At 33.5% G+C, this 20,831-nt stretch carries 25 protein-coding genes and 1 tRNA gene; 20 read left to right on the plus strand and 6 right to left on the minus strand.

Features of this window, described 5'->3' with window-relative positions; translation table 11 throughout:
* The first annotated feature begins 382 nt into the window (after positions 1 to 382).
* From AB0A59_RS00970 to AB0A59_RS00980, 3 genes are all read left to right on the plus strand, one after another.
* Positions 383 to 670, plus strand: a complete 288-nt coding sequence (locus AB0A59_RS00970; RefSeq protein WP_458745674.1) for a cation transporter — start codon at positions 383 to 385, stop codon at positions 668 to 670.
* Positions 651 to 1,367: a cation diffusion facilitator family transporter gene (locus tag AB0A59_RS00975; RefSeq protein ID WP_458745676.1), complete on the plus strand. Its 717-nt coding sequence runs from the start codon at positions 651 to 653 to the stop codon at positions 1,365 to 1,367. Before AB0A59_RS00970 ends, AB0A59_RS00975 begins: the two co-directional genes overlap by 20 nt.
* Before the next feature lie 73 nt (positions 1,368 to 1,440).
* On the plus strand, positions 1,441 to 2,010 hold the full coding sequence (locus AB0A59_RS00980; RefSeq protein WP_458745677.1) for a 5' nucleotidase, NT5C type: 570 nt from the start codon (positions 1,441 to 1,443) through the stop codon (positions 2,008 to 2,010).
* 23 nt (positions 2,011 to 2,033) lie between these two features.
* Here the strand turns inward: AB0A59_RS00980 and AB0A59_RS00985 are convergent, their stop codons facing one another.
* Positions 2,034 to 2,393, minus strand: coding sequence for a hypothetical protein (locus tag AB0A59_RS00985; protein ID WP_458745678.1), 360 nt, complete (start codon positions 2,391 to 2,393; stop codon positions 2,034 to 2,036).
* A complete protein-coding gene (locus tag AB0A59_RS00990) occupies positions 2,394 to 3,770 on the minus strand; it encodes an amidophosphoribosyltransferase (RefSeq protein ID WP_458745680.1) in 1,377 nt (458 codons plus the stop codon).
* A 109-nt stretch (positions 3,771 to 3,879) separates the two neighbouring features.
* Between AB0A59_RS00990 and AB0A59_RS00995 the strand changes: the two genes are divergently transcribed.
* Together AB0A59_RS00995 and kae1 are read left to right on the plus strand one after the other, a co-directional pair.
* Positions 3,880 to 5,100 (plus strand): redox-regulated ATPase YchF, encoded by a 1,221-nt coding sequence (locus tag AB0A59_RS00995; RefSeq protein WP_458745682.1) that lies wholly within the window; start codon positions 3,880 to 3,882, stop codon positions 5,098 to 5,100.
* Between the two features lie 3 nt (positions 5,101 to 5,103).
* Entirely contained in the window at positions 5,104 to 6,132 is a 1,029-nt protein-coding gene (gene kae1, locus AB0A59_RS01000) for a KEOPS complex N(6)-L-threonylcarbamoyladenine synthase Kae1 (protein WP_458745684.1), read from the plus strand.
* A 24-nt stretch (positions 6,133 to 6,156) separates the two neighbouring features.
* Here the strand turns inward: kae1 and AB0A59_RS01005 are convergent, their stop codons facing one another.
* On the minus strand, positions 6,157 to 6,483 hold the full coding sequence (locus AB0A59_RS01005; RefSeq protein ID WP_458745685.1) for a hypothetical protein: 327 nt from the start codon (positions 6,481 to 6,483) through the stop codon (positions 6,157 to 6,159).
* Between the two features lie 40 nt (positions 6,484 to 6,523).
* On the opposite strand from AB0A59_RS01005, the gene AB0A59_RS01010 reads away from it, so the two are divergent.
* A complete protein-coding gene (locus AB0A59_RS01010) occupies positions 6,524 to 7,147 on the plus strand; it encodes a KEOPS complex kinase/ATPase Bud32 (RefSeq protein WP_458745687.1) in 624 nt (207 codons plus the stop codon).
* Positions 7,148 to 7,555: 408 nt separating this feature from the next.
* Here the strand turns inward: AB0A59_RS01010 and AB0A59_RS01015 are convergent.
* Positions 7,556 to 7,678, minus strand: a tRNA-Leu gene (locus AB0A59_RS01015).
* 160 nt (positions 7,679 to 7,838) lie between these two features.
* On the opposite strand from AB0A59_RS01015, the gene AB0A59_RS01020 reads away from it, so the two are divergent.
* The 7 genes from AB0A59_RS01020 to AB0A59_RS01050 all read left to right on the plus strand — a co-directional run bounded on the left by AB0A59_RS01020 (position 7,839) and on the right by AB0A59_RS01050 (position 12,719).
* Positions 7,839 to 9,266 carry a phosphoglucosamine mutase gene (locus tag AB0A59_RS01020; protein ID WP_458745688.1) on the plus strand — a complete coding sequence of 476 codons (1,428 nt, stop codon included), beginning with the start codon at positions 7,839 to 7,841 and terminating at the stop codon, positions 9,264 to 9,266.
* A gap of 75 nt (positions 9,267 to 9,341) precedes the next feature.
* Positions 9,342 to 9,722 (plus strand): 50S ribosomal protein L7Ae, encoded by a 381-nt coding sequence (gene rpl7ae / locus AB0A59_RS01025; RefSeq protein WP_458745690.1) that lies wholly within the window; start codon positions 9,342 to 9,344, stop codon positions 9,720 to 9,722.
* 19 nt (positions 9,723 to 9,741) lie between these two features.
* Positions 9,742 to 9,954, plus strand: a complete 213-nt coding sequence (locus AB0A59_RS01030) for a 30S ribosomal protein S28e (protein ID WP_134484477.1) — start codon at positions 9,742 to 9,744, stop codon at positions 9,952 to 9,954.
* Between the two features lie 36 nt (positions 9,955 to 9,990).
* Positions 9,991 to 10,203, plus strand: a complete 213-nt coding sequence (locus AB0A59_RS01035) for a 50S ribosomal protein L24e (protein ID WP_458745692.1) — start codon at positions 9,991 to 9,993, stop codon at positions 10,201 to 10,203.
* 1 nt (position 10,204) lies between these two features.
* Positions 10,205 to 10,609, plus strand: a complete 405-nt coding sequence (ndk, locus tag AB0A59_RS01040) for a nucleoside-diphosphate kinase (RefSeq protein WP_458745694.1) — start codon at positions 10,205 to 10,207, stop codon at positions 10,607 to 10,609.
* Positions 10,610 to 12,394, plus strand: coding sequence for a translation initiation factor IF-2 (gene infB / locus AB0A59_RS01045; protein WP_458745696.1), 1,785 nt, complete (start codon positions 10,610 to 10,612; stop codon positions 12,392 to 12,394).
* Positions 12,395 to 12,458: 64 nt separating this feature from the next.
* Positions 12,459 to 12,719, plus strand: a complete 261-nt coding sequence (locus tag AB0A59_RS01050; RefSeq protein ID WP_458745698.1) for a hypothetical protein — start codon at positions 12,459 to 12,461, stop codon at positions 12,717 to 12,719.
* A 2-nt stretch (positions 12,720 to 12,721) separates the two neighbouring features.
* Here the strand turns inward: AB0A59_RS01050 and hisS are convergent, their stop codons facing one another.
* On the minus strand, positions 12,722 to 14,032 hold the full coding sequence (gene hisS, locus AB0A59_RS01055) for a histidine--tRNA ligase (protein WP_458745699.1): 1,311 nt from the start codon (positions 14,030 to 14,032) through the stop codon (positions 12,722 to 12,724).
* 77 nt (positions 14,033 to 14,109) lie between these two features.
* Between hisS and AB0A59_RS01060 the strand changes: the two genes are divergently transcribed.
* The 6 genes from AB0A59_RS01060 to AB0A59_RS01085 all read left to right on the plus strand — a co-directional run bounded on the left by AB0A59_RS01060 (position 14,110) and on the right by AB0A59_RS01085 (position 18,823).
* Positions 14,110 to 14,553 (plus strand): archease, encoded by a 444-nt coding sequence (locus AB0A59_RS01060; protein WP_458745701.1) that lies wholly within the window; start codon positions 14,110 to 14,112, stop codon positions 14,551 to 14,553.
* A 249-nt stretch (positions 14,554 to 14,802) separates the two neighbouring features.
* Positions 14,803 to 15,171 (plus strand): thioredoxin, encoded by a 369-nt coding sequence (gene trxA, locus AB0A59_RS01065; protein ID WP_458745703.1) that lies wholly within the window; start codon positions 14,803 to 14,805, stop codon positions 15,169 to 15,171.
* Positions 15,172 to 15,334: 163 nt separating this feature from the next.
* Positions 15,335 to 17,053 carry an FAD-binding protein gene (locus AB0A59_RS01070; RefSeq protein ID WP_458745705.1) on the plus strand — a complete coding sequence of 573 codons (1,719 nt, stop codon included), beginning with the start codon at positions 15,335 to 15,337 and terminating at the stop codon, positions 17,051 to 17,053.
* 78 nt (positions 17,054 to 17,131) lie between these two features.
* A complete protein-coding gene (locus AB0A59_RS01075) occupies positions 17,132 to 17,539 on the plus strand; it encodes a succinate dehydrogenase/fumarate reductase transmembrane subunit (RefSeq protein ID WP_458747533.1) in 408 nt (135 codons plus the stop codon).
* Positions 17,540 to 17,599: 60 nt separating this feature from the next.
* Positions 17,600 to 17,953, plus strand: coding sequence for a succinate dehydrogenase/fumarate reductase transmembrane subunit (locus AB0A59_RS01080; RefSeq protein ID WP_458745707.1), 354 nt, complete (start codon positions 17,600 to 17,602; stop codon positions 17,951 to 17,953).
* Between the two features lie 93 nt (positions 17,954 to 18,046).
* Positions 18,047 to 18,823, plus strand: a complete 777-nt coding sequence (locus tag AB0A59_RS01085) for a succinate dehydrogenase/fumarate reductase iron-sulfur subunit (protein ID WP_458745708.1) — start codon at positions 18,047 to 18,049, stop codon at positions 18,821 to 18,823.
* A gap of 37 nt (positions 18,824 to 18,860) precedes the next feature.
* Here AB0A59_RS01085 and AB0A59_RS01090 read toward each other — a convergent pair whose 3' ends face one another.
* The gene (locus tag AB0A59_RS01090; protein ID WP_458745709.1) at positions 18,861 to 19,196 is read right to left on the minus strand and encodes a metal-sulfur cluster assembly factor; all 336 of its coding nucleotides are present in this window, start codon (positions 19,194 to 19,196) and stop codon (positions 18,861 to 18,863) included.
* Between the two features lie 110 nt (positions 19,197 to 19,306).
* Here AB0A59_RS01090 and argH point away from each other — a divergent pair, with 110 nt between their 5' ends.
* Positions 19,307 to 20,809, plus strand: coding sequence for an argininosuccinate lyase (gene argH, locus AB0A59_RS01095; protein ID WP_458745710.1), 1,503 nt, complete (start codon positions 19,307 to 19,309; stop codon positions 20,807 to 20,809).
* Positions 20,810 to 20,831 lie beyond the last annotated feature (22 nt).

A 20,831-nucleotide genomic window follows, 5' to 3' on the forward strand; every position in this document is an offset into this window, starting at 1 on the left:
TTTAATGACCTATCGTTCAATTTCTAATTTCTTGAGAATTGTCTCAACTTCTGACTTTGTAAGTTTGGTAAGTTTTATGATTTTATCTAAAGTGTTAATATTCTTATATATTGTATTAAGAACTATAAAATGTGTTGGACTATCATAAAGATTAATTGATATATTTATAAAATATATAAAGTTATACTTGAATACTATCGTATTTTCTGCTTTTCTATTGAATTTGTTTTGATAATCAAAAAAGGTAACAACTTGAAATCCCTATCATTTTGAAAAATTTAACTAAATAGAGATATTTCCCATTTTCAATAGAGTCCATTGAAAAATCCTTAGACCTAATAATCCTGCCATCATTTCTACGGCCTATGCCCTTGATATCTATATGTCCTTTCCATACACTTTTAATAAATGTCCTGTTATGATAATTGAAATCATAACGAGAACCAAAGCATCAATAGAAACTGGGAGATTAAAAATGGTTGTAGTATTACTAACTGTTTATCTAGTGGTAGAAATCGTGGCTGGATATATCACCGGGAGTCTAGCGTTAATTGCTGATGCTCTGCACATGTTTGCCGATGTCTTTGGGATTTCGCTTGTTCTTGTGGCTTCCATTTATAGTAAAAAACCTCCAACTCCTTTACATACCTATGGATTCTATAGATTCTGAAATTCTATCTTCTCTTGCCAATTGTGTTATCCTGTTATTGGTATCAATCTTTATCATATTTGAAGCCTATCGACGTATTTTTGAACCTCACAATATAGATAGCTCCTTTATGTTGATCGTTGCTATAGTGGGATTAGTTGTAAACATTTTTGGGCTTAGACTATTAAAGGGAACACACACACATACACATAATATATTTTCTGAATCAACTCCGGAATATAGTAATCTAGGAAAGACTGATGCTCTTCATATTCAGGGCGCAAGACTAGAACTAATTAGTGATCTTCTTGGATCTATTGCAATCATCGTTGGAGCTGTTCTCATATTCTATACTAATTATTATATGATAGATTCTGTGATTAGCTTTGGTCTCGCTCTATTCATTATACCTCGTGTTTGGTATTTGTTACAAAGATCAGTATCTGTTTTGATGGAGAGTTCTCCTTCAAGTTTATTATATAGGGAAATAAAGGATTCAATTATAAAGATAAAAGGTGTGACCGGAGTGTTTGATCTCCACATATGGAGTATAACATCCGGAAATATTGCATTATCTGCGCATATAGTTATTTTTGATTCAACCAAATCGCAAGAGATACTCCAAGAAATAAATTCACTATTAGAAAAGAAATTTGGAATCTATCATACTACAATTCAAATCGAAAAATATCATACAGTTGATGATAGGGACCACTAATTTTTTTTATTATTTTAACATTGAATTTGACTATAATATCGTCATCAGTATTGGATAAAGTAGATATTTATGTATGCAACTTGATCAATATTCGTTCTTAATGATTTCTGAAATAACTATTGCGCTGGATCTCGATTCTGTTTTGGCTGATGTGATGCAAATCTGGTTAGAAGAATATAATGCAATTTTCAATACCAACATAAAAAAACAAGACATAACTGATTGGCACATTCATAACATATTACCAATAGGCAAACAACAGATAACGGATTTATTCATATTGGTCTGGAAAAAACGATGGCAGGACATACCCCCTACTAGTAATGATCTTTTAGAAGTAATAAATCAATTACAAGACAAGGGCTTTCGAATATCCATTATTACAAAGAGGGAGAGAGTTACGATACCATTTGTGGCTCATTGGCTCGATCTAAACAATATACCTTTCAATGACATTGTTTTCATTTTTGATGATGTATCAAAGAGCCATTTTCCTTTCTTTCTATTAGTTGATGACTCTCCGATCAATGTGAAGGAAGTTGTTCCTCCCAAGCAAATTGTCATTTTTAATCAACCTTGGAATAAATCTTTAGTATCTTATACAAGGATAAACAAATTGAACGAGCTAATTGACTTGGTATAGGATATAATACTTGACCTTCTGTTTTATTTTATTTTACTATCTAACTCTATAAACAATCTATTTAAGGCTGAGGATAGTCCGTTATAATTACAAAGGAAATTGAAACTTTCTTCGAATTTGTCTTTATCCGAAGTTGGTTTTCCTAAGTAATCTAATTCTATATCTTCCAGATCTGTCTTTAAATAAATTACTATGGAAAATGTTTCATCTTCTTTGGTATTACTTAGTTTGTATTCTCTAAGCTCAACCTTCATTACCGTCCTCCCTTCAATCATAAATTTTTTCTCTAGAATAACTTTCTTTCTTTTTAAGCTCAACAGTATAGAAATATTATAATAACCATTTAATATTAACGTTCTCTTTATAAGTATATTCTTGTCCACTTATTTATAATCCAAAAATCGTATCCATTCAGGAAACCATAGCTGACTTTCATGAACACCAATACCTTTCGCCAGGATCTCCGGAGAGTTATAAAATACTGAATCAGCCCCTAATTCTAATGCTATCTTCTTATTCAGGTCGTCTATATAAGATATCTTGCCAACGTGTTTTCTCCCAATAAGATCTTTTTGTTGAGTATATAATCCGACTTGACGGCCATCAATGGTGGGAACATAACTAACTATTATATCAATTTTATTTACATTAGCTTTTCTTAAATAGAATACTGTTTCAATTATAGTGCTTCCAGTTTGTATTGTACCTTGAACGGATAGAATATTCTTGTTTTGAGTGACTGGAGTAATGATAAACTTAAGAGTTTTACCATTAGATAGTAATTTATTCTTACTTACTTGTTCTGAATAGTCTATCATTGGATCTGAATCATCATATCTGTCTTTTATTATACCTTCAACCATTTCAAATTTTTTTCTATTATTTTTGAATCCTATGTTTAACCCTAGAGCCATTGGTCTCGTATAATCTGGTTCCGCAAAGATCATGTCAGCGTCAATGTTTTTGTTTGATAGATATTGTGCCTGAATATTTCCAATATTCTTTCTTATAGAATAAATGCTCTTATTATTAAAAATACTTGACACATGTGACTCGCGAATGAATTCGAATGGATCCATTAAGATTCTATTTTTATCTAGTTGTGTCAGGATATCCATACCGTACTTGGGACTCAAACGAATTAGCTGTCCAGGATTTATTTCTGTTAATTTTAAGTGGAAAAAACTCTCGAGGTAGTTTTCGGAAGTAACCATGAATAATAATTCGTTTTCATCCTTTCCAAGAAATAGGGGTTTAAATCCCGTACTATTTCTAAAAACATAGATTTCCCTATTAATATTTATTACGTAATTTCCCCTTAAATGCCTGTCCAAAAATTCAGCTGCTTTATATGGATCTTTTTGTGCCATTAGCAGTTCTTTGAAAATGTAATGGATTTGCTCTAAGGGTTCGGATTTTCTGTTTCTTATTAACGGATGTGTTGTCAATTTATCTAAATCTATAAAAAATCCATCCAGAGCAAAATTTATTCTCCCCATTCTTTTCGACTTCGGTTTTTTTTTTGAAAGATGGCCAATCGTCGTTTGCATTGAATTATTCAGCTGCTTTATGATTTTTCCATGAATAGTATCAAATGATGGTAATGAACCATATCCGCTGACCTCAAATTTACCTGAACTAATTTTCCACACTGCCTTTCCACGGTGTTGGAGTAATTGCATTCCGCGAAATACTTGATAAATTATCTTTTCATCATTGACATTCTCATCGAGTATGCACACTGCAACTATTCCGCCCACTAAAATTCAGAATTGCTTTATCACTAGAGCGATAAAAATTTTGATATTTATACATTTATTTATTATCTCATCATTTTGGTCTAAAATACTAAAGTAAATATATATTCCATTGTCAACTAATCTTCTAAAATTGATAATTGGCTTATTGGGTAAAGCAAATGTTGGTAAATCAACATTCTTTAATGCAGCTACAGATTCATCAATACCAATTGCTAATTTTCCGTTTACTACTATTAATCCAAATATCGGCATTGCATTTGTGAGAGTAACTTGTGTTTGTAAAGAGTTAGGTGTTTCTGATAATCCCATTAATTCTCAGTGCATTGGTGGAATAAGATATATCCCAATAAAACTAATAGACGTAGCAGGACTAGTTCCCGGTGCACACTCAGGAAGAGGTCTAGGTAATAAATTTTTAGATGATGCTCGTCAGGCTGACGTTCTTATCCATGTAATAGATGTCTCCGGGTCTACCGATGTAGAAGGCAGACCCGTTAATCCAGGTGAAGGAAATCCTCTTTTTGATTTAGAGTTCATAGAAGATGAATTTGATCTTTGGATACATTCTTTAATTCTGAGAGATTGGGACAAGATAATAAGAGAAAGTGAAAATTTAAAACAAAGGATAGAAACCGTATTGGCTAGTAGACTTTCTGGTTTATCAATTAACGAGCAATTGATCAAAAATTCCTTGGACTATATTAGTTTGATTAAGAAGCCAAGCGAATGGACTGACGAAGATTTACTCATACTAAGCAAACAAATACGAATCCGTTCTAAACCAATTATTTTAGCAGCCAACAAGGCCGATATCACTTCATCAGATATCAATATTGAAAAATTGAAAAAACTAGAAAGACCGTTTTTTCCCACTGTATGTGAGGCTGAATTATTGTTAAGAAGAGCTGCTCACAAGAATCTCATTTATTATTTGCCTGGAGATTCGAGTTTTGAAATCAAGCAGCCTGAAACACTTTCCAACAAACAAAATGAGGCTTTGGAGGTTGTATCTAATATATTACACAAGTTCGGCTCGACAGGGATTCAACAAGTAATAAATCATGCTTGTTTTGAAATATTGCAAAATATTGTAGTTTACCCAGTTGAAGATGAATATAAATTTACAGACAAAAAGGGGAATATCTTGCCAGATGCAAGATTAATTTCCAATGAATCCACTGCCAAAGATTTGGCATATTTGATTCACAATGACTTGGGAAAAGGATTTCTTTATGCTATTGATGCAAGAACAAAACAACGAATTGGTGCTGAGCATAAGCTAAAAAATGGCGATATAATTAAGATAGTATCCACAACCAGTAGGAATTAATACATGTTATGTTTAGGAATTGAAAGCACTGCCCATACATTCGGATGCTCTATAATAGAAATCGACAAAAGTGGTGATGCTGGTAGTGCAGATGAAGAGTTTATTTTATCAGAAGTAAGGGATATTTATAAAGCATCAGAAGGATGGGGTATTCACCCTAGAGATGCATCTAAACATCATACCATGGTAGCTACCAACATCTTAAAAAAGTGTTTAGAAGAAGCTGGAGTCAGTATTAAGGATATTGATATTATTTCTTATTCAGCTGGCCCGGGATTGGGACCTTGTTTAAGAATAGGTGCTGTTATTTCTCGATCATTGGCTTCATTTCATAATATACCTTTAATTCCTGTAAATCACGCAGTAGGCCATATAGAATTAGGGATTAAACTTACTGGATCTGAAAATCCATTAACATTATTGGTTTCTGGTGGACATACCATGTTACTTCTTTATTATAGGAATAAATGGAGAATATTTGGAGAGACTTTAGATATTACACTGGGACAGCTTTTTGATCAAGTGGGAAGAAAAATGGGGTTTTCCTCCCCATGTGGAAGTAAGATCGAAGAGATGTCTTATTTATCACAGGGTCGAATGGTCTATCCGCTTCCATACATTATCAAAGGGAATGACGTATCGTTTTCAGGATTACTCAGTGCAGTTAAGATTTTACTAAACGACAACGATAATGATGTCCATGACATATGTTATTCATTGCAAGAAACAGCATTTTCTATCATTGTAGAGGCGGTAGAACGTGCATTAGCCTTTACTGGAAATAAGGAATTGCTAATTGTTGGAGGTGTTTCTGCGAATAAGAGGTTGTCCAACATGCTTGAAATCGCATGTGACATACATAATTCCAATTTTAATTCTTGTCCACGAAGGTTTTGCGGAGATAACGGAGCACAGATAGCATGGACTGGCGCTCAGATGTACTTAAATCGTCCTTCTAGTAGTGTTAAACCCGAAAATGCAGCTGTTAATCAGTCTTGGAGATTGGATAGCGTACATATTCCATGGAGGTAACTAATCTCATGAATTACTTTTAGTTTAATCTTCCATCTGCAATTTAATTTCTTTTGCCCAGTTGCCAGGATTCAAAACTCCGAACTTGTAGATTTTATTACTATCATTGAGTTCTATCACTAATTTTTTGATAATTCTACCTTCAGATCTTGCTTGGGCAATGTCCTTTAATTTAAATTCTATTTTTTCACCTAGTAGTTCTTTAGATAATGTTGCTATTCGACCTTTGGTTTTTTCAAAGGCAAGTTTTCTATTTGTTAGAGTAAGAATTCCACTCTTCAATGTATCTTCTGAACAGTCTTCAAACAGAATATTTTTTTCACTATTTGATGAATATGATGTTTTGTCCATAATTTTTAAAGTAATAACGTATTACTAAAATTATCTATTAATGAAAGATAGAATATTATTAAAAAAAGGTGCTGAATCAGAATTGTACCTTATTGATTGGCATGATGCTCTTGCTATTTCCAAGATTCGAATTGCTAAAGCATATCGTAACCCTTTTATCGATATTCCATTGAGAAAACGGCGAACAATTCATGAAGCTAATATTTTATCTCAAGTAAAGTTTTTTGGGATCAATACTCCTTTCATTTATTTTCTTGACATGAATAATTTTGAAATCATAATGGAATACATTGAAGGAAAAACGATCAAAGACTTTTTTTCCTCAGATCTTTGTATAAATCTTGGGGAAATCGTTGGAACCCTTCATTGTAATAACATAATTCATGGCGATATTACCACATCCAATTTTATTATATCTTCAAATGGAGCCATTTTTGTGATCGATTTTGGATTGTCTTTCTTTTCTGAACGATATGAAGACAAAGCCGCGGATATACGGTTATTTAAAGAAATATTGACCAGCTTCCATGTTGATGATTTTGATATATCTTTTAAAAATTTCTATGATGGATATAAGAAAATATGTGGCAATATAACATCAAGAGTATTCAAAACAGTAGGCGAAATTGAAAAAAGAGGTCGCTATTCAAGATCTGATTTTTAAGATAGTGTATAATTTTCTTCTATTATTGAAATAACTATTGTATAATTTTTTTACACAATGCTTTTTCCTTGTGTTGCACAAAATGATCTTGACAAAAATCAGTTTCGCATTCATAGCAGTGCCACCCGCATAAAGTATAACATACCTTGCATTTCGAAATCGGTTTATTATAGTCGAATTCTTTAGTTTGTTTCACAATTCTTGGTTTTTGTATTCTTTTCTGCTGTTGCCTCATAAATTTATCCTCTATTAAAGCGCAAAACATCGTAGTGATGTTTGAAAATTCTTCTCCAACTCTGTGGGTCTATCAACCTGTTTCATAAAATCAGAATGTTATTTAAGCTTTTCAACCGATAATTAAGGAACTTACAACTGCCATTATATTTGTAATTTAGATTATTTCATTAATGCGGGAGGTGGGATTCGAACCCACGAATCCCTAAGGAACAGGGTTGTAGGAAACTTCCAAGCTCATTCTAAGCCTCGCACAATTTCTGACCTGCGCCGTTGACCGGGCTTGGCAACCCCCGCATTACTTTGGACTACATTAAAGCCAAATTTATCTATTGTTAATAAGAATCATGCTGGATTCATTAATCGATGATCTCTCTTACAAGATAGGTTATCCATCTCTTTAGTGTTTAAATAATTATTAGGATGGCATAAATATTGATTTAACTGGGGAGATGTTTTGACGGAGAAAAAACTATTTGGGACAAACGGCATAAGGGGGATATTTGGAAAAGATCTATCAATCGAGTTTTTAATAGATATCGCTTTTTCTATAGGGCATTTTTTTGAGAGGGGGCCGATAGTGTTGGGATATGATGGTCGTTCTTCTAGTTTTGCAATTCAAAAGATTATCTCGGCCGTGTTAATGTCAATGGGTATCAATGTGTATACAATGGGCTTGACACCTACACCTTGTCTACAATTTGCTGTCAAAAATTCGAGATTTTCCGGTGGAATTATGATTACGGCATCACATAATCCTAAGGAGTACAACGGAATAAAACCTATTTCGAGTCAAGGGTTTGAATTATCTAGAGATGATGAAATAAAAATTGAGTCAATATATTATCAAAAAAAGTTCGTGAGAGATCATTCTACCTCCTTTGGGAACTTATTCAAAATGGATGTTTTGGAACAGTATATCGACAAGGTACTTTCTCTTATAGATGTTAATATTATTATACAATCAAATCTCAAGATTACTATGGATTGTGGTAACGGGGTTCAATCGTTAGTAGCTCCTCTGATTGGAAAAAAATTAGGATGTGAAGTGTTGATAATGAATGGCTATATCGATCCAAATTTTTCTGCAAGGGGCTCAGAGCCTAAGATGGATAATTTATGTAGTCTTACTGAAATGGTAAAGAGGACTAACTCTGATTTGGGTGTTGCGTATGACGGGGATGGTGACAGAAGCATTTTTTGTGATGAGAAGGGAATTATCCATTGGGGTGATAAAACTGGATCAATTCTATCTTATCATTTAATTAAAAATAAGAAAATGGATACGTCAATCGTATGCCCTGTTAATTCTTCACAAGTTATTTCAAAAATTGGTGAGTTAGTTAAGAAGGATGTTTATTTTACTAAGGTTGGAAGCGTCGAGGTTTCTTATGGCATGAAAAATACAAATTCTCTTATCGGATTTGAAGAAAATGGAGGTTTTTTTTATGGGCCTCTAAATTTGGTTCGGGACGGAGCGATCACAACAGCTTTGGTTTTAGAAATGATGAGCTTTCATAAGCAGGAAAAACTGATACAAAACACAAATCGTAGTGGCAAGTTATCGGATAAAAAATCGTCTCTGTCTGATATTTTCTCTTTGTTCGATAACACCTTTCAATATAAATCCAGCCTAAATTTGTCTAGCAATGATGATATGCAACATGTTTTAGATGCATGTACTGCACATGGATCCGTATATAAGATAGAAAGAATCGATGGGGTGAAAATATGGTTTGATGCTGAATCTTGGATAATGTTTAGACCTAGTGGTACAGAACCTCTGATTCGAATCTATGCCGAATCCAATGATAAAAGCTTACTGGATTCAAAAGTAAAGGAATACCTAAACTTGATAAATAAAATTCTGAACGCTGCTGATTGACACATGATAACATTTTTAATACTCTTTTTTACCATAAGAAAGAGTGGAAATGAGCCCAATGGGTGATTATAAATTATGAGTAAACCGTATTATGTAAAGTTTGAGATACCTACAGATCTAGTTAGTGCAATTTATGAGGCAGTAAGACTGGCAAAACAGAGTGGTAAGATTAGAAAAGGAACAAATGAAACTACGAAAGCAATAGAAAGAGGAATCAGCAAATTAGTTGTTATTGCAGAAGATGTTGAACCACCAGAGGTTGTAGCACATTTGCCAATATTGTGCGATGAACGTTCATCTAAATACGTTTTCGTTCCTAGTAAGAAAGACTTGGGTAATGCGTTAGGAATTGATGTTGGTTCTGCTGCTGCAACTATAATAGATCCTGGCGAATCTCAACAAATTCTTGACCAGATTACAAATACTATTGATAGCATAAAAAACAAGTCTGAGTAAAACAGGTGTATTTTAATAAATGAGCAAGACTGAGGAAAAGGTCATTCCTGCAGAAGTAATTCAAATAGTAGGTAGAACTGGTATCGCTGGAGAAGTAATTCAAGTTCGTGTAAGGATTTCTGAAGGAAAAGACAAAGGCAGGATTCTAACTCGAAACGTTAAGGGACCTGTTCGAATGAATGATATTTTAATGCTTAGAGAAACAGAACGCGAGGCAAGAAAAATAAAGTAATGCTTAAAATATGGAGTTATTGCAGGTGGTTAAATAATGAGTAAGAATGTTGCGTCATTACGAAAGTGTTTTTTTTGTGGGAGGCATGTTGATACTGGTAAAGGAATAATGTTGGTTAAAAATGATGGATCGATTCAATGGACTTGTTCATCAAAATGTAAAAAGAATCTGCGCGATTTGAAACGTGATCCACGAGTGTTTAAATGGACTGATAAATATATCAAAGGTGGAATCAGGAAGCAAAAGTGAAATGGGGGTAGAACAAACTCTAATACTTGTTAAACCAGATGCATTTAAACGAAAATTGGTAGGAAAAATAATACAACGTTTTGAAGAGAAGGGATTTGACATCAAACAACTTAAGACCTATGATTTTACAGATGAAAAAGCTCAAGATTTTTATTCAATTCACCAAAGTAAATCTTTTTTTAAGGAACTAGTTTCATTTATTTGCTCTGGTACCGTCGTTGCATGTATCTTGGAAGGAAATAATGCGATCAGCACAGTTAGGATAATGATCGGACTTACAAAATCTTTTGATGCTGCCCCAGGAACAATAAGAGGTGATTTTGGTCTGGGAATAACTGATAATATTATTCATGCTTCTGATTCGCATGAAAGCTTCATAAAAGAGTCATCAGTAGTATTTTTATAAGTGCATCTACGTCAGCCTGTAGTAGTCGTTCTAGGTCATGTAGACTCTGGTAAAACATCTTTACTAGATAAGATGAGGGGAACATTCGTTCAATCACGAGAAGCAGGGGGTATTACTCAACACATCGGAGCAAGTTTTTTTCCAATAGAAATAATTCAGAGTTTGACAGGTTCGTTATTTAAGAAATTATTAGCACATGATCATGCTATTCCTGGGTTACTGGTTATTGATACACCTGGACATGAGGTTTTTGCAAATTTAAGACTAAGGGGAGGATCGGCAGCAGATATAGCAATTGTTGTAGTTGATGTGAATAAGGGATTTGAACCCCAGACTATAGAAAGTATAAACATTTTAAAGAATAGGAAAGTGCCATTTGTAGTCGCGATAAACAAAGTCGATCGTATTACAGGGTGGAAAAAAGGAATCACCAATTTCATTACCGAAGAAATCAAAATTCAACCAAAGGAAGTTCAATTAGATCTTGATAATAAAACATACAGTATATTAGGATCTCTTTCACAATTGGGATTTAATTCAGAGGCTTTTTGGCGTGTTAAGGATTTTACAAAAGAAGTGGCATTAGTTCCAGTTAGTGCATCAAGTGGTGTTGGGATTCCTGAGCTTTTGACAGTCCTGGTAGGACTGGCTCAACAATTCATGATAAAAAAATTAGAAAGACATGAAGGATCCGCTAAAGGAATTATTCTAGAAGTAAATGAAGAAGTTGGATTAGGACCTTCTGCTAATGTCATTCTTTTAGATGGTATCATAAAACAAGGTGATTCAGTAGTGGTCGCAAAACGTAATTCTGTTATCGTAACTAGGATCAAATCTTTACTTCTACCAAAGCCACTTGATGAAATGCGTGATCCACGAGATAAATTTCGTCATGTAGATATGGTAATTTCCGCTGCGGGATTAAAAATAACTTCTCCTGATTTAGATGGCGTAATAGCCGGCAGTCCATTGTACGGTCTTGCACCTACCGATAATGAAGAAAAAGTAAAAAATCTAGTTGAATCAGAAGTAAAATCTGCGCTTATTAATACAGACTCAAATGGTATTATTCTAAGGTGCGACACTATTGGTTCGATTGAGGCAATTTCGGAAATGCTAAAAAAAGAGAACATCCCAATCCGTTCTGCAGACATTGGACAGATAAGTAGAAGAGATGTGATGACTGCATCTGCAGTTAAAGAAAAGGATAGATATCTAGGCATAATATTGGGGTTTAATGTCAAAATTTTAGAAGATGCAGAAAAAGAGTCATTTGAAAGGGATGTCAAGATCTTTAATGAAAAAGTCATTTATAATCTAGTGCGTAGCTATACCGACTGGGTATCTTATCAAAAGAATCATGAGGATTCGATCTTATTTAATGAAATATCTCCAATTTGTAAATTTGAATTTATGAAAGGCTATGTTTTTAGAAGAAGTGATCCTGCTGTGTTTGGTGCAGAAATTACCATAGGTAAAATGAAGCAAAAAATGTCGATAATGAATCCTGAGGGGAAAAAAGTGGGAGTAATACATCAGATCCAGGATAAAGGCAAATCAATTGACGAAGCTACTAGGGGAATGCAAGTAGCGGTATCAGTTAATGGACCTCAGATAGGTCGGCAAATTAATGAAGGTGACGTTTTTTATACATATCTGGATAGTAGGCAAGCCAAATTACTACTTAATCGTTTTAATAATAAATTAGATGAAGAAGAAAAAGTAATTTTAGGTCATATCGTTAGCCTAAGAAGAAAAACAGATCCTGCTTTTGGATACATATAGTAAATTCATGTTTGATGTCATCTGATATTTATATAGTGTTAAATTTGTAAATAATATAAAACCTATGAATGAATTTAATTTAATAGGAAAAATTTTCTTTGCTCCTAATACTTCTGATTCTGATTTAATCGAAAAAGCCAAACTAAGACTAAAAGAACATGGAATACCTGAAGAAATAATTGAAATTAATTATAATGTTCAAGAACTAAATGAAGGTGATTTATATATAAGTTATGATCCACCCGATTTGGTATTGAGAAAAGTATATGCCAAAACCCCAAGTGGATTTATTAAAATGAAAAGTATAAAATCTATTAAACTTTGAATTTATCTGGATCTTATTTTGACTAACTCATTAATTAATTCATCAAAATCCTTAATTATGTTTATCTTTTTATCTATCTTCTTAACTGCATCTCTTAGTATAACTTGACCCTTTTTTTCTAAATTCTCTTTACTTAAAATTATGATTTTTTTACTCTTCCTATTTTCTGCTTCCGCAATTTGTTTTGAAAATGATCTTCCTAATAAGTCATAGTCAACTGGAAAATTGTTTCTCCTTAATGACGAGGCTAATCGTTCCACATTATCAAATATTTCGATAGAGTCGTATACTACATAATTCAAATCTTCAAACTCATCATTTTGATCTTTCTTAAATGCTCCCTGTTGTTTCATCGCTAAAACAATACGCTCCACCCCCCCAGCTGCCCCGATTGCTCCAACTTCTTTTCTTCCAAAGGCATCGGTAAGCTTGTTATATCGACCACCACCAACAAGCGATCCTAGATTATTTCCTGTGTCTACTGCTTCAAAAACTAACCCCGAATAATAATCCAGCCCTCTTACGATGCCCAAATTTATACGAATGTTGTTTATTCCTTTATTTGATAACGACCTGTTGATTTTTTCTATCTCTGTCCAGCTCTTCAATTTTAGCGATTTCATAGCACCGTCTAATTCCTTAAAACTCCCTTTTTTCTCTGCAAAATTAATCACTTTTTCTAAGACTTTGCTATCAATTCTTTCATTATATTCTTTTAACACATTATCTTTTCCCTTCTTTGGTATTTTGTCAATCGCTCTAAATATCTCAAATAGCTCTTCATCATCTGATATCTTGATAATGTTTTTGATATACTCTTCAATTAGATTTCTACTGCTAATATCGATAAGTATATTTCTTAAACCAAGTTTCTGTAGAAAAATTGATGTAAATTCAATTATTTCGGTATCGGATTCTATTATTGAAGGTCCATATATTTCAATGTCCCATTGATGGAAAAATCTGTATCTTCCTGCTTGTGGCTCATCATATCTCCATACCCCCCCAAATGAGGCGATTTTTGTGGGAATCTTTAGATCTCTTCGTGATACAAAGTATCTTGTTAATCCTATGGTTAAATCAAATCTAAGAGCAATCTTCCTATTCCCTTTATCTACGAAATTGTAGATTTCTTTAGTTATGGAAGGACCTGACTTTGCCTCGAGGGTAGTCAATAATTCTAATGGAGAAGGTTCCATCAAAATAAAATTAAAAATTCTTGCAGATTCTATGAACGCGTTTCTTATTACATTCATGTCCTCGTACTCATCTGGCTCCAGATCTCTCATCCCTCTTGGCAGTTGAAATTTCATTGTTGTTTAGACTGTTAATATTTTTTAAATTTAGATTTTCCGGTTCATTATAATATCAATTAGCTTAATACAACTATATGTTTCTAGATAATATTGAGTATCTTGACCATATGACTGATGCATACTTACGAATCAGGGGTCAAACCATGAAGGAAGCTTTTGAATTTTCGGCAATGGGATTGGTTAATATCATGTATGATATAGAAAACATAGAGAAAAAGCAGCGTATTCCTATTTTTGCAGAAGGTAGAGATCTAGAGAATCTATTGTTTGAATGGCTTGATAAAATCTTGTTGATGATGCTCATTGATAAATTGGTCTTTTCAAAGTTTAATATTGAAATTACCTTTGATAAACCTTCTGATAAATACATTATTACTGGCTATGGCGAGGGTGAACTTGTAGATCCTAATAAACATGAACTTAAAGTAGAGATCAAGGGGATAACCTATCATGAAATGAAAATACTCGATTATAAAGATACAAACGAAATCATAATTGAATATATAGTAGATTTATAGCTTTTAACATAACAAATACATCCAGTCTGTTCTTATAATTCCAATTCATAAGAAGATTAGATTATTCTGTTAAATAAATTTTTGAGAATATAAAAGTATATAATAAAATTAATATGGCTCATTCATGTTTATCTTTTTTTATATACTGGTTCATATTTCCTTAGGAATGTCATAAATTTTTTCTCTTAATAGGACACGTGTGATCATAAAGTCTTATATATCAAATATTAATATAGATTATCCGTAAAAATGACTAACGAATCAGGATCTACCTCCTCATCCTCATCCTCCACTAATACAATAGTAGAATTATCTGAGAATAATTTTGAACGCTTTATATCTGATAACGAGATCGTCTTGGTCGATTTTTGGGCAACTTGGTGTGGCCCTTGCCAATTTATGCTCCCAATATTTGATAAACTTTCCAAAAAATACATGGACAAAGTCAAATTCGGTAGATTAAACGTAGATGACAATCAATCAATAGCAATGCGCCTAGAAGTGTATGCAATACCCACGTTTGTAATGTTTGTACGTGGTAATGCAGTAGATAGAGCAGTGGGCGCAGTAGGTGAAAAGGGATTGGAAAGTGTACTACAAAAAACCCAATCTCAATAAATAGAATCTATCAGCATAATTACTTTGCATTCTATTCTTAAATTTCATATTTATAAAGTCGTATCACGTATTGATGATAAATAACAGATACCTTGAGAACTTGTGATTAATTATTAGAAAGAATTTATTATTGACTTAATTTAGATATCATGAGATAAAGTATTTGACGGAAACTCTTTCTTACGATATACTTATAGTAGGGTCCGGCTTGGCAGGACTAAGGGCCGCCATTACTGCAGCATCGAAAAACAAGAATCTAAAAATTGCTGTTCTGTCAAAAGTTCAGGTAATGCGTTCTCACTCTGTCTCTGCTGAAGGAGGCACAGCTGCTGTATTATATGAAAATGAAGGCGATAATATAGAATCGCATATATATGATACTATTAAAGGTAGTGACTTTTTAGCAGATCAAGATGTTGCAGAAAGACTTGTAAATTGGATTCCATCCGAAATTATACAGCTTGATAGATGGGGAATGCCATGGTCGAGACGGAATAATGGAAGAATCGATCAACGGAAATTTGGTGGCTATTCTTTTCCTAGAGCTACTTATGCTCAGGATAAAGTGGGATTTTATGAGATGCAAACGCTCTATGATACATGTCTTAAATATGATAATATTTTTTTCTTTAATGAATGGTTTTGTACTTCCATCCTTCATGAAGGTAATACATTTCAAGGATTTACTTGCATAGAGATGAAAAATGGCAATTTTATTAAGGTCGTTGCCCCATCAGGCATAATTTGCACCGGAGGCGCAGGCAGAATTTATAGCTTCTCTACTTATGCTTATTCTTCTACTCCCGACGGTTTAGATATGGCATACCGTGCTGGTATGGCTTTAAAGGATATGGAATTTGTTCAATTCCATCCTACGGGTATTTTGCCATCCGGAATCTTGATTACCGAAGGTGCACGGGGAGAGGGGGGCTATTTGATTAATTCTAAAGGTGAACGGTTTATGAAAAATTATGCAGGCGAAAAATTGGAACTTGCTCCAAGGGATGTGGTGTCTCGTTCTATGATTACTGAAATTCAGGCAGGGAGAGGATTTAAGCATATTACAGGTGCCGATTGTCTTAAATTAGATCTAACCCATCTCGGTGCAGAAAGAATTAAAGAAAAACTTGCAGGAATCAGGGAAATTGGTATTAAATTTTCTGGAATAGATGTAATTGATGAACCTATCGAAGTGAGACCTGTATGTCATTATATGATGGGAGGTATTCATTCTAATGTGGATGGTGCTACTGAATTTAATGGACTATGGGTAGCCGGTGAAGCTTCATGTAATAGTACTCATGGAGCAAATCGATTGGGAGCAAATTCTACATCTGAATGCTTGGTATGGGGTGCTATTACTGGAGAATTGGCTGCCAATCATGCTTTAAGTAAAAAGAATACCATTCCAAGTACTGATAATCATCAATTTTTAATAGAAGAAAAGAGAATCTATGATGGGATATTTAGAGGTCGTGGAGATGCAAATCCTTATGAAATTAGAAAGAATCTGACAGACACTATGGATGAAAGATCTTATGTCTACAGAAATGAAAGTGATCTTATAGAGGGATTGAAAAGAATTCGTAGTCTTAAATCATTAAGTTGGAAACATGTTGATGATCAAGCAAAAGAATACAACACAAATTTCATTAATGTAATGGAGATTGATTCCATGATGCGAGTTGCCGAAATAGTATTGATGGGTGCAATAAATAGACGTGAATCTAGAGGAGCTCATGCAAGAATTGATTATCCCAATCGCGATGATAATAACTTTTTAAAACATACTCTAGCATATTATAATGGTGACAGGGAACCTCGGATGGAATGGCATCCGGTTATATTTACTCGATATGCACCAGTGGAGAGAAAATACTAGATGGGTATAAAACCTAATAGTGACAATAATTCTAGTACAGGTCGCGACATTCGGCTCAAATCTGGACGTGAAGGATTAATGGGCTGGTTGAACCCTACTAGATATGGTTGGGAAAGAGTATCTTATTGGCTGCAACGTTTAACCGGAGTCGGTCTATTAATTTATTTTATTGGGCATATATATGAAACCAGCTCACTAGTAAATGGGATTAATGCTTGGAATAGTATGCTGGAGTTAACTCAGACAACAGGAGGCCACATATTTCTATTGTTGGTTATAGGTGCAAGCACTTTTCATACAGTTAATGGATTACGACTTATTTTTACCGAGTCGGGAATAGGCATTGGTAGACCAGGACGACCGGACTATCCTTATGATGCAACTTCTTTGAATTATAAGCAAAAATCAGGTATATGGGTTGCCCTATTACTAGCAACTATTGCCATGTTGTATGGCGGTATGGTTATGTTTGGAGATGTGAACTAAGATTGGACACAACAAATACCTTTAGCATTTTGAAATATTTTATGGAGTTTGGAATCTAGAATGCCATTATTAAAATTACGTGAAAGTCAGATAATGAAAATTCATTATCTGACTGGAATATGTGCCGTATTCTTTGTAGCCATTCATATATTATTTAGACTCATTATGCCATTTGGCCAAAGTTTAGAATATCATAACGTAGTAGCTAATTATCATAACATATACTATGTCATACTATTGGAATTAATCCTTGTTTTTATCTCCATTCATGGATTCAATGGGTTGAGAATTATTTTATTAGAACTTAAACAAAATCAATGGTGGGAGTCCACAATAACTATATTGGTGTTGGCCGCAATGATTGGTGTTATAGCATATGGTACAAGAACGATTATCATTGGGAGTCAATTATAATATGTATCAACAAAATTTTATACTCTGGTCATTTTTTATACCAATTCTGATTGCTAAACTTGAACATGAAATAGAAAATATGTGTGGATAGACATGAGTGAAGAAACTAATAATATAAAATTAAAAGTATATAGAACTAATTATAATATAGAAGAGTCTCCGCATTATGACGAATTTGATGTGTCCGTTAAACGATGGACTACCGTTTTGGATGCATTGTTAGATGCCAAATCTTATTCTGACAGTAGTTTGGGTATTAGATATTCATGTAGAATGGCTTCTTGCGGTTCATGCGGCATGAAAATAAATGGCAAACCCCGATTAGCATGTTATACAAAAATATCTGAACTAAATGACCAAACAATAGTTTGTGAGCCCCTACCTAATTTCCCAAGGATAAGAGACTTGGTCACAGATTTTACGGAATTCTTCGCTCATCATAAAAAGATAGAACCGTATATACACAATGAAAAGGTGCCAATTGATGTTATAAAAAAAGATGACTTGGTTGAATTTAAACAAACTCCAGAAGATGTAGACAAGTATTTGCAATTTTCTTATTGTATTAAATGCGGTTTATGTTATTCTGCATGTCCCACAGTAGCAACGGATACAAAGTTTCCAGGACCTCAAGCTTTGTCTCAGGCATATCGATATACAGCAGACAATAGAGATTCTGGAGAATCAACTAGATTCAATATAATTGATGATAGACACGGAATTTGGAGATGCCATTTTGCGGGATCTTGCAGTAATGTATGCCCTAAAGGAGTTGACCCAGCCTTAGGAATTCAGCTTCTTAAAGGTCATCTGATCGGAATTACAAAAAATGATAAAAAAATCGCGACCCTAAGGTCAAAAGAGGAATAGCAAAAAAATCAGCGACTGCTCGACAATAAGCTAGTATTCACTCTTTCTCTTTTTGTTGTTCTGAAGGTTTTTTACTTTCATTTACCTGCTTGTTTATCGCTTCTGCCATGAAGTGGTTACTTACATTTACTTTTACATCCTTGATGCCTCCAACTTTGAAAATATTGTCTCTTACATCTTGTGCTATTTTAAATCCAAATACTGCTGGACAGAAGGGGCTTGTAAGATGTAAATCGACATCGACTTTTCCTTTATCGATGTCTACCTTGTCAATTAATTCTAATTCCATGATCGAAACTCCTATTTCAGGGTCAACTATTTTTGTAAGTTCATCAAATATTAGACGTCTAGTTAGTTGTAGATCTTGAGACATGATAACATATATTGTCATCTTTCCTATTTATTAATTATTTACTAAATCCAATATTTTTAACCTCCTCTATTTTATTATGTTAAAATATCCGATCAAATTAAAATTTTTTAATGTATAGGTCCAGGCCCAGCGGAAATTTGGATAACAAAGCTCTCTCATTCCTGTCCTCATTAGACGAAGATGCTGAGTTATTTTATTACGATATCCTTGGAAGTCAAGCTCATGTAATAATGTTGTATGAAGTTGGTATCTTGGCTAAAAAAGAACTGATCGCCATTCTAAAAGGTATGAATCAATTACTGATCCATTCGGATTTATTAAACAGATATGGTGATAGCGCTTCTGAAGATATCCATGAATTGGTAGAATCTGCTATTATAAGAATTACCGATATCAATTCGGGTGGGAAAATGCATACCGCAAGATCGAGAAATGATCAAGTAATATTAGATATTAGAATGAAACTTCGAGACGATTTAAATCGAATTAGTGCTAATATAATATTATTAATAAAATCATTATTATTGCAGGCAAACAATAATGTTGATTCCATAATGCCTATGTACACTCATTTGCAACAGGCTCAATTGGGTGTTTTTTCTCATTATTTATTATCATATTGCTTTTCTTTAACCCGAGACTTTGAAAGATTTACTGAATCATACAAAAGGATTAATTGTTCTCCCCTTGGAGCTTGTGCTATCGGAGGAAGCAGTATGAACATAAATCGTGAAAAGGTGTCATCTATGTTAGGTTTTTCAGATATTATTTATAATAGTATAGATGCGACGAGTTCGAGAGATTCTTTGTTAGAATTTGCTTCTGCTTCTCTTATTTGTATGTTAAACCTGTGCAAAATTGCAGAAGATTTTATTATTTGGTCTACATCTGAATTTGGTTTTGTTTTATTGAATGATCAATTTAGCTCATCCTCTTCTGTGATGCCACAAAAAAAGAATCCTGATCCCTTGGAACTAATTCGTGGAAAGACTGGTGTTATTCAGGGCATTCTTGTATCAATTTCTACAATCATGAAAGGATTACCTTCAGGATATAGCCGAGATTTACAGGAGATAAAACCTTTGTTATGGAAGATTACTTCAATACTTGAAGATTCTATATCTATTATGGTCGATGTGATATCTACCATGAGTATCAATAAAAACAAAATGTATGTAGATTCATCTAAAAGCTATGCTATATCCCTAGATATTGCAGAACAACTTATCAAAAATGGAGGAATATCTTTTAGAGAGTCTCACAAATTAATCGGCACTATAGTGGATTATGCTGTAAAGAAAGGCAATATCCCTCTGAATCTATTAAAATTAAGTGATATATCTGAAGCATTAGGACTGATTAACTCTTCGAATCCTGATCTAACCGCAGAAAAAATTCAAAATATAATCCAAAGTTTGACTCCGGAAAATTCAATAGCATATCGCACTACTAAGGGTTCTCCTAATAAAAAAGAACAAAAAGAGATGATTTCAGATATAACTACGAAAGTAAATGATTATGAGAAAATTCTTGAAGAACGTTCTAATAGGTTAACGATTGCAAAAGATAAACTTAATTCAAAAATAAAAGAATTTATTAATGAATCTTCATAACGTTTTAATAAGCGAATGCTCT

The sequence above is a fragment of the Candidatus Nitrosocosmicus sp. T genome, assembly GCF_054408485.1.

Coding starts and splice junctions, on each gene's coding strand:
- AB0A59_RS01050 (WP_458745698.1), top strand. CDS start 12,459: ATGAATGAATTTAATTTAATAGGAAAAATTTTCTTTGCTCCTAATACT.
- AB0A59_RS00970 (WP_458745674.1), top strand. CDS start 383: ATGTCCTTTCCATACACTTTTAATAAATGTCCTGTTATGATAATTGAA.
- rpl7ae (WP_458745690.1), top strand. CDS start 9,342: ATGAGTAAACCGTATTATGTAAAGTTTGAGATACCTACAGATCTAGTT.
- AB0A59_RS01090 (WP_458745709.1), bottom strand. CDS start 19,196: ATGTCTCAAGATCTACAACTAACTAGACGTCTAATATTTGATGAACTT.
- AB0A59_RS01060 (WP_458745701.1), top strand. CDS start 14,110: ATGTTTCTAGATAATATTGAGTATCTTGACCATATGACTGATGCATAC.
- AB0A59_RS01035 (WP_458745692.1), top strand. CDS start 9,991: ATGAGTAAGAATGTTGCGTCATTACGAAAGTGTTTTTTTTGTGGGAGG.
- AB0A59_RS00980 (WP_458745677.1), top strand. CDS start 1,441: ATGCAACTTGATCAATATTCGTTCTTAATGATTTCTGAAATAACTATT.
- kae1 (WP_458745684.1), top strand. CDS start 5,104: ATGTTATGTTTAGGAATTGAAAGCACTGCCCATACATTCGGATGCTCT.
- AB0A59_RS00975 (WP_458745676.1), top strand. CDS start 651: ATGGATTCTATAGATTCTGAAATTCTATCTTCTCTTGCCAATTGTGTT.
- AB0A59_RS01010 (WP_458745687.1), top strand. CDS start 6,524: ATGAAAGATAGAATATTATTAAAAAAAGGTGCTGAATCAGAATTGTAC.
- trxA (WP_458745703.1), top strand. CDS start 14,803: ATGACTAACGAATCAGGATCTACCTCCTCATCCTCATCCTCCACTAAT.
- ndk (WP_458745694.1), top strand. CDS start 10,205: ATGGGGGTAGAACAAACTCTAATACTTGTTAAACCAGATGCATTTAAA.
- AB0A59_RS01075 (WP_458747533.1), top strand. CDS start 17,132: ATGGGCTGGTTGAACCCTACTAGATATGGTTGGGAAAGAGTATCTTAT.
- argH (WP_458745710.1), top strand. CDS start 19,307: ATGTATAGGTCCAGGCCCAGCGGAAATTTGGATAACAAAGCTCTCTCA.
- AB0A59_RS01005 (WP_458745685.1), bottom strand. CDS start 6,483: ATGGACAAAACATCATATTCATCAAATAGTGAAAAAAATATTCTGTTT.
- AB0A59_RS01080 (WP_458745707.1), top strand. CDS start 17,600: ATGCCATTATTAAAATTACGTGAAAGTCAGATAATGAAAATTCATTAT.
- AB0A59_RS01030 (WP_134484477.1), top strand. CDS start 9,742: ATGAGCAAGACTGAGGAAAAGGTCATTCCTGCAGAAGTAATTCAAATA.
- AB0A59_RS01085 (WP_458745708.1), top strand. CDS start 18,047: ATGAGTGAAGAAACTAATAATATAAAATTAAAAGTATATAGAACTAAT.
- hisS (WP_458745699.1), bottom strand. CDS start 14,032: ATGAAATTTCAACTGCCAAGAGGGATGAGAGATCTGGAGCCAGATGAG.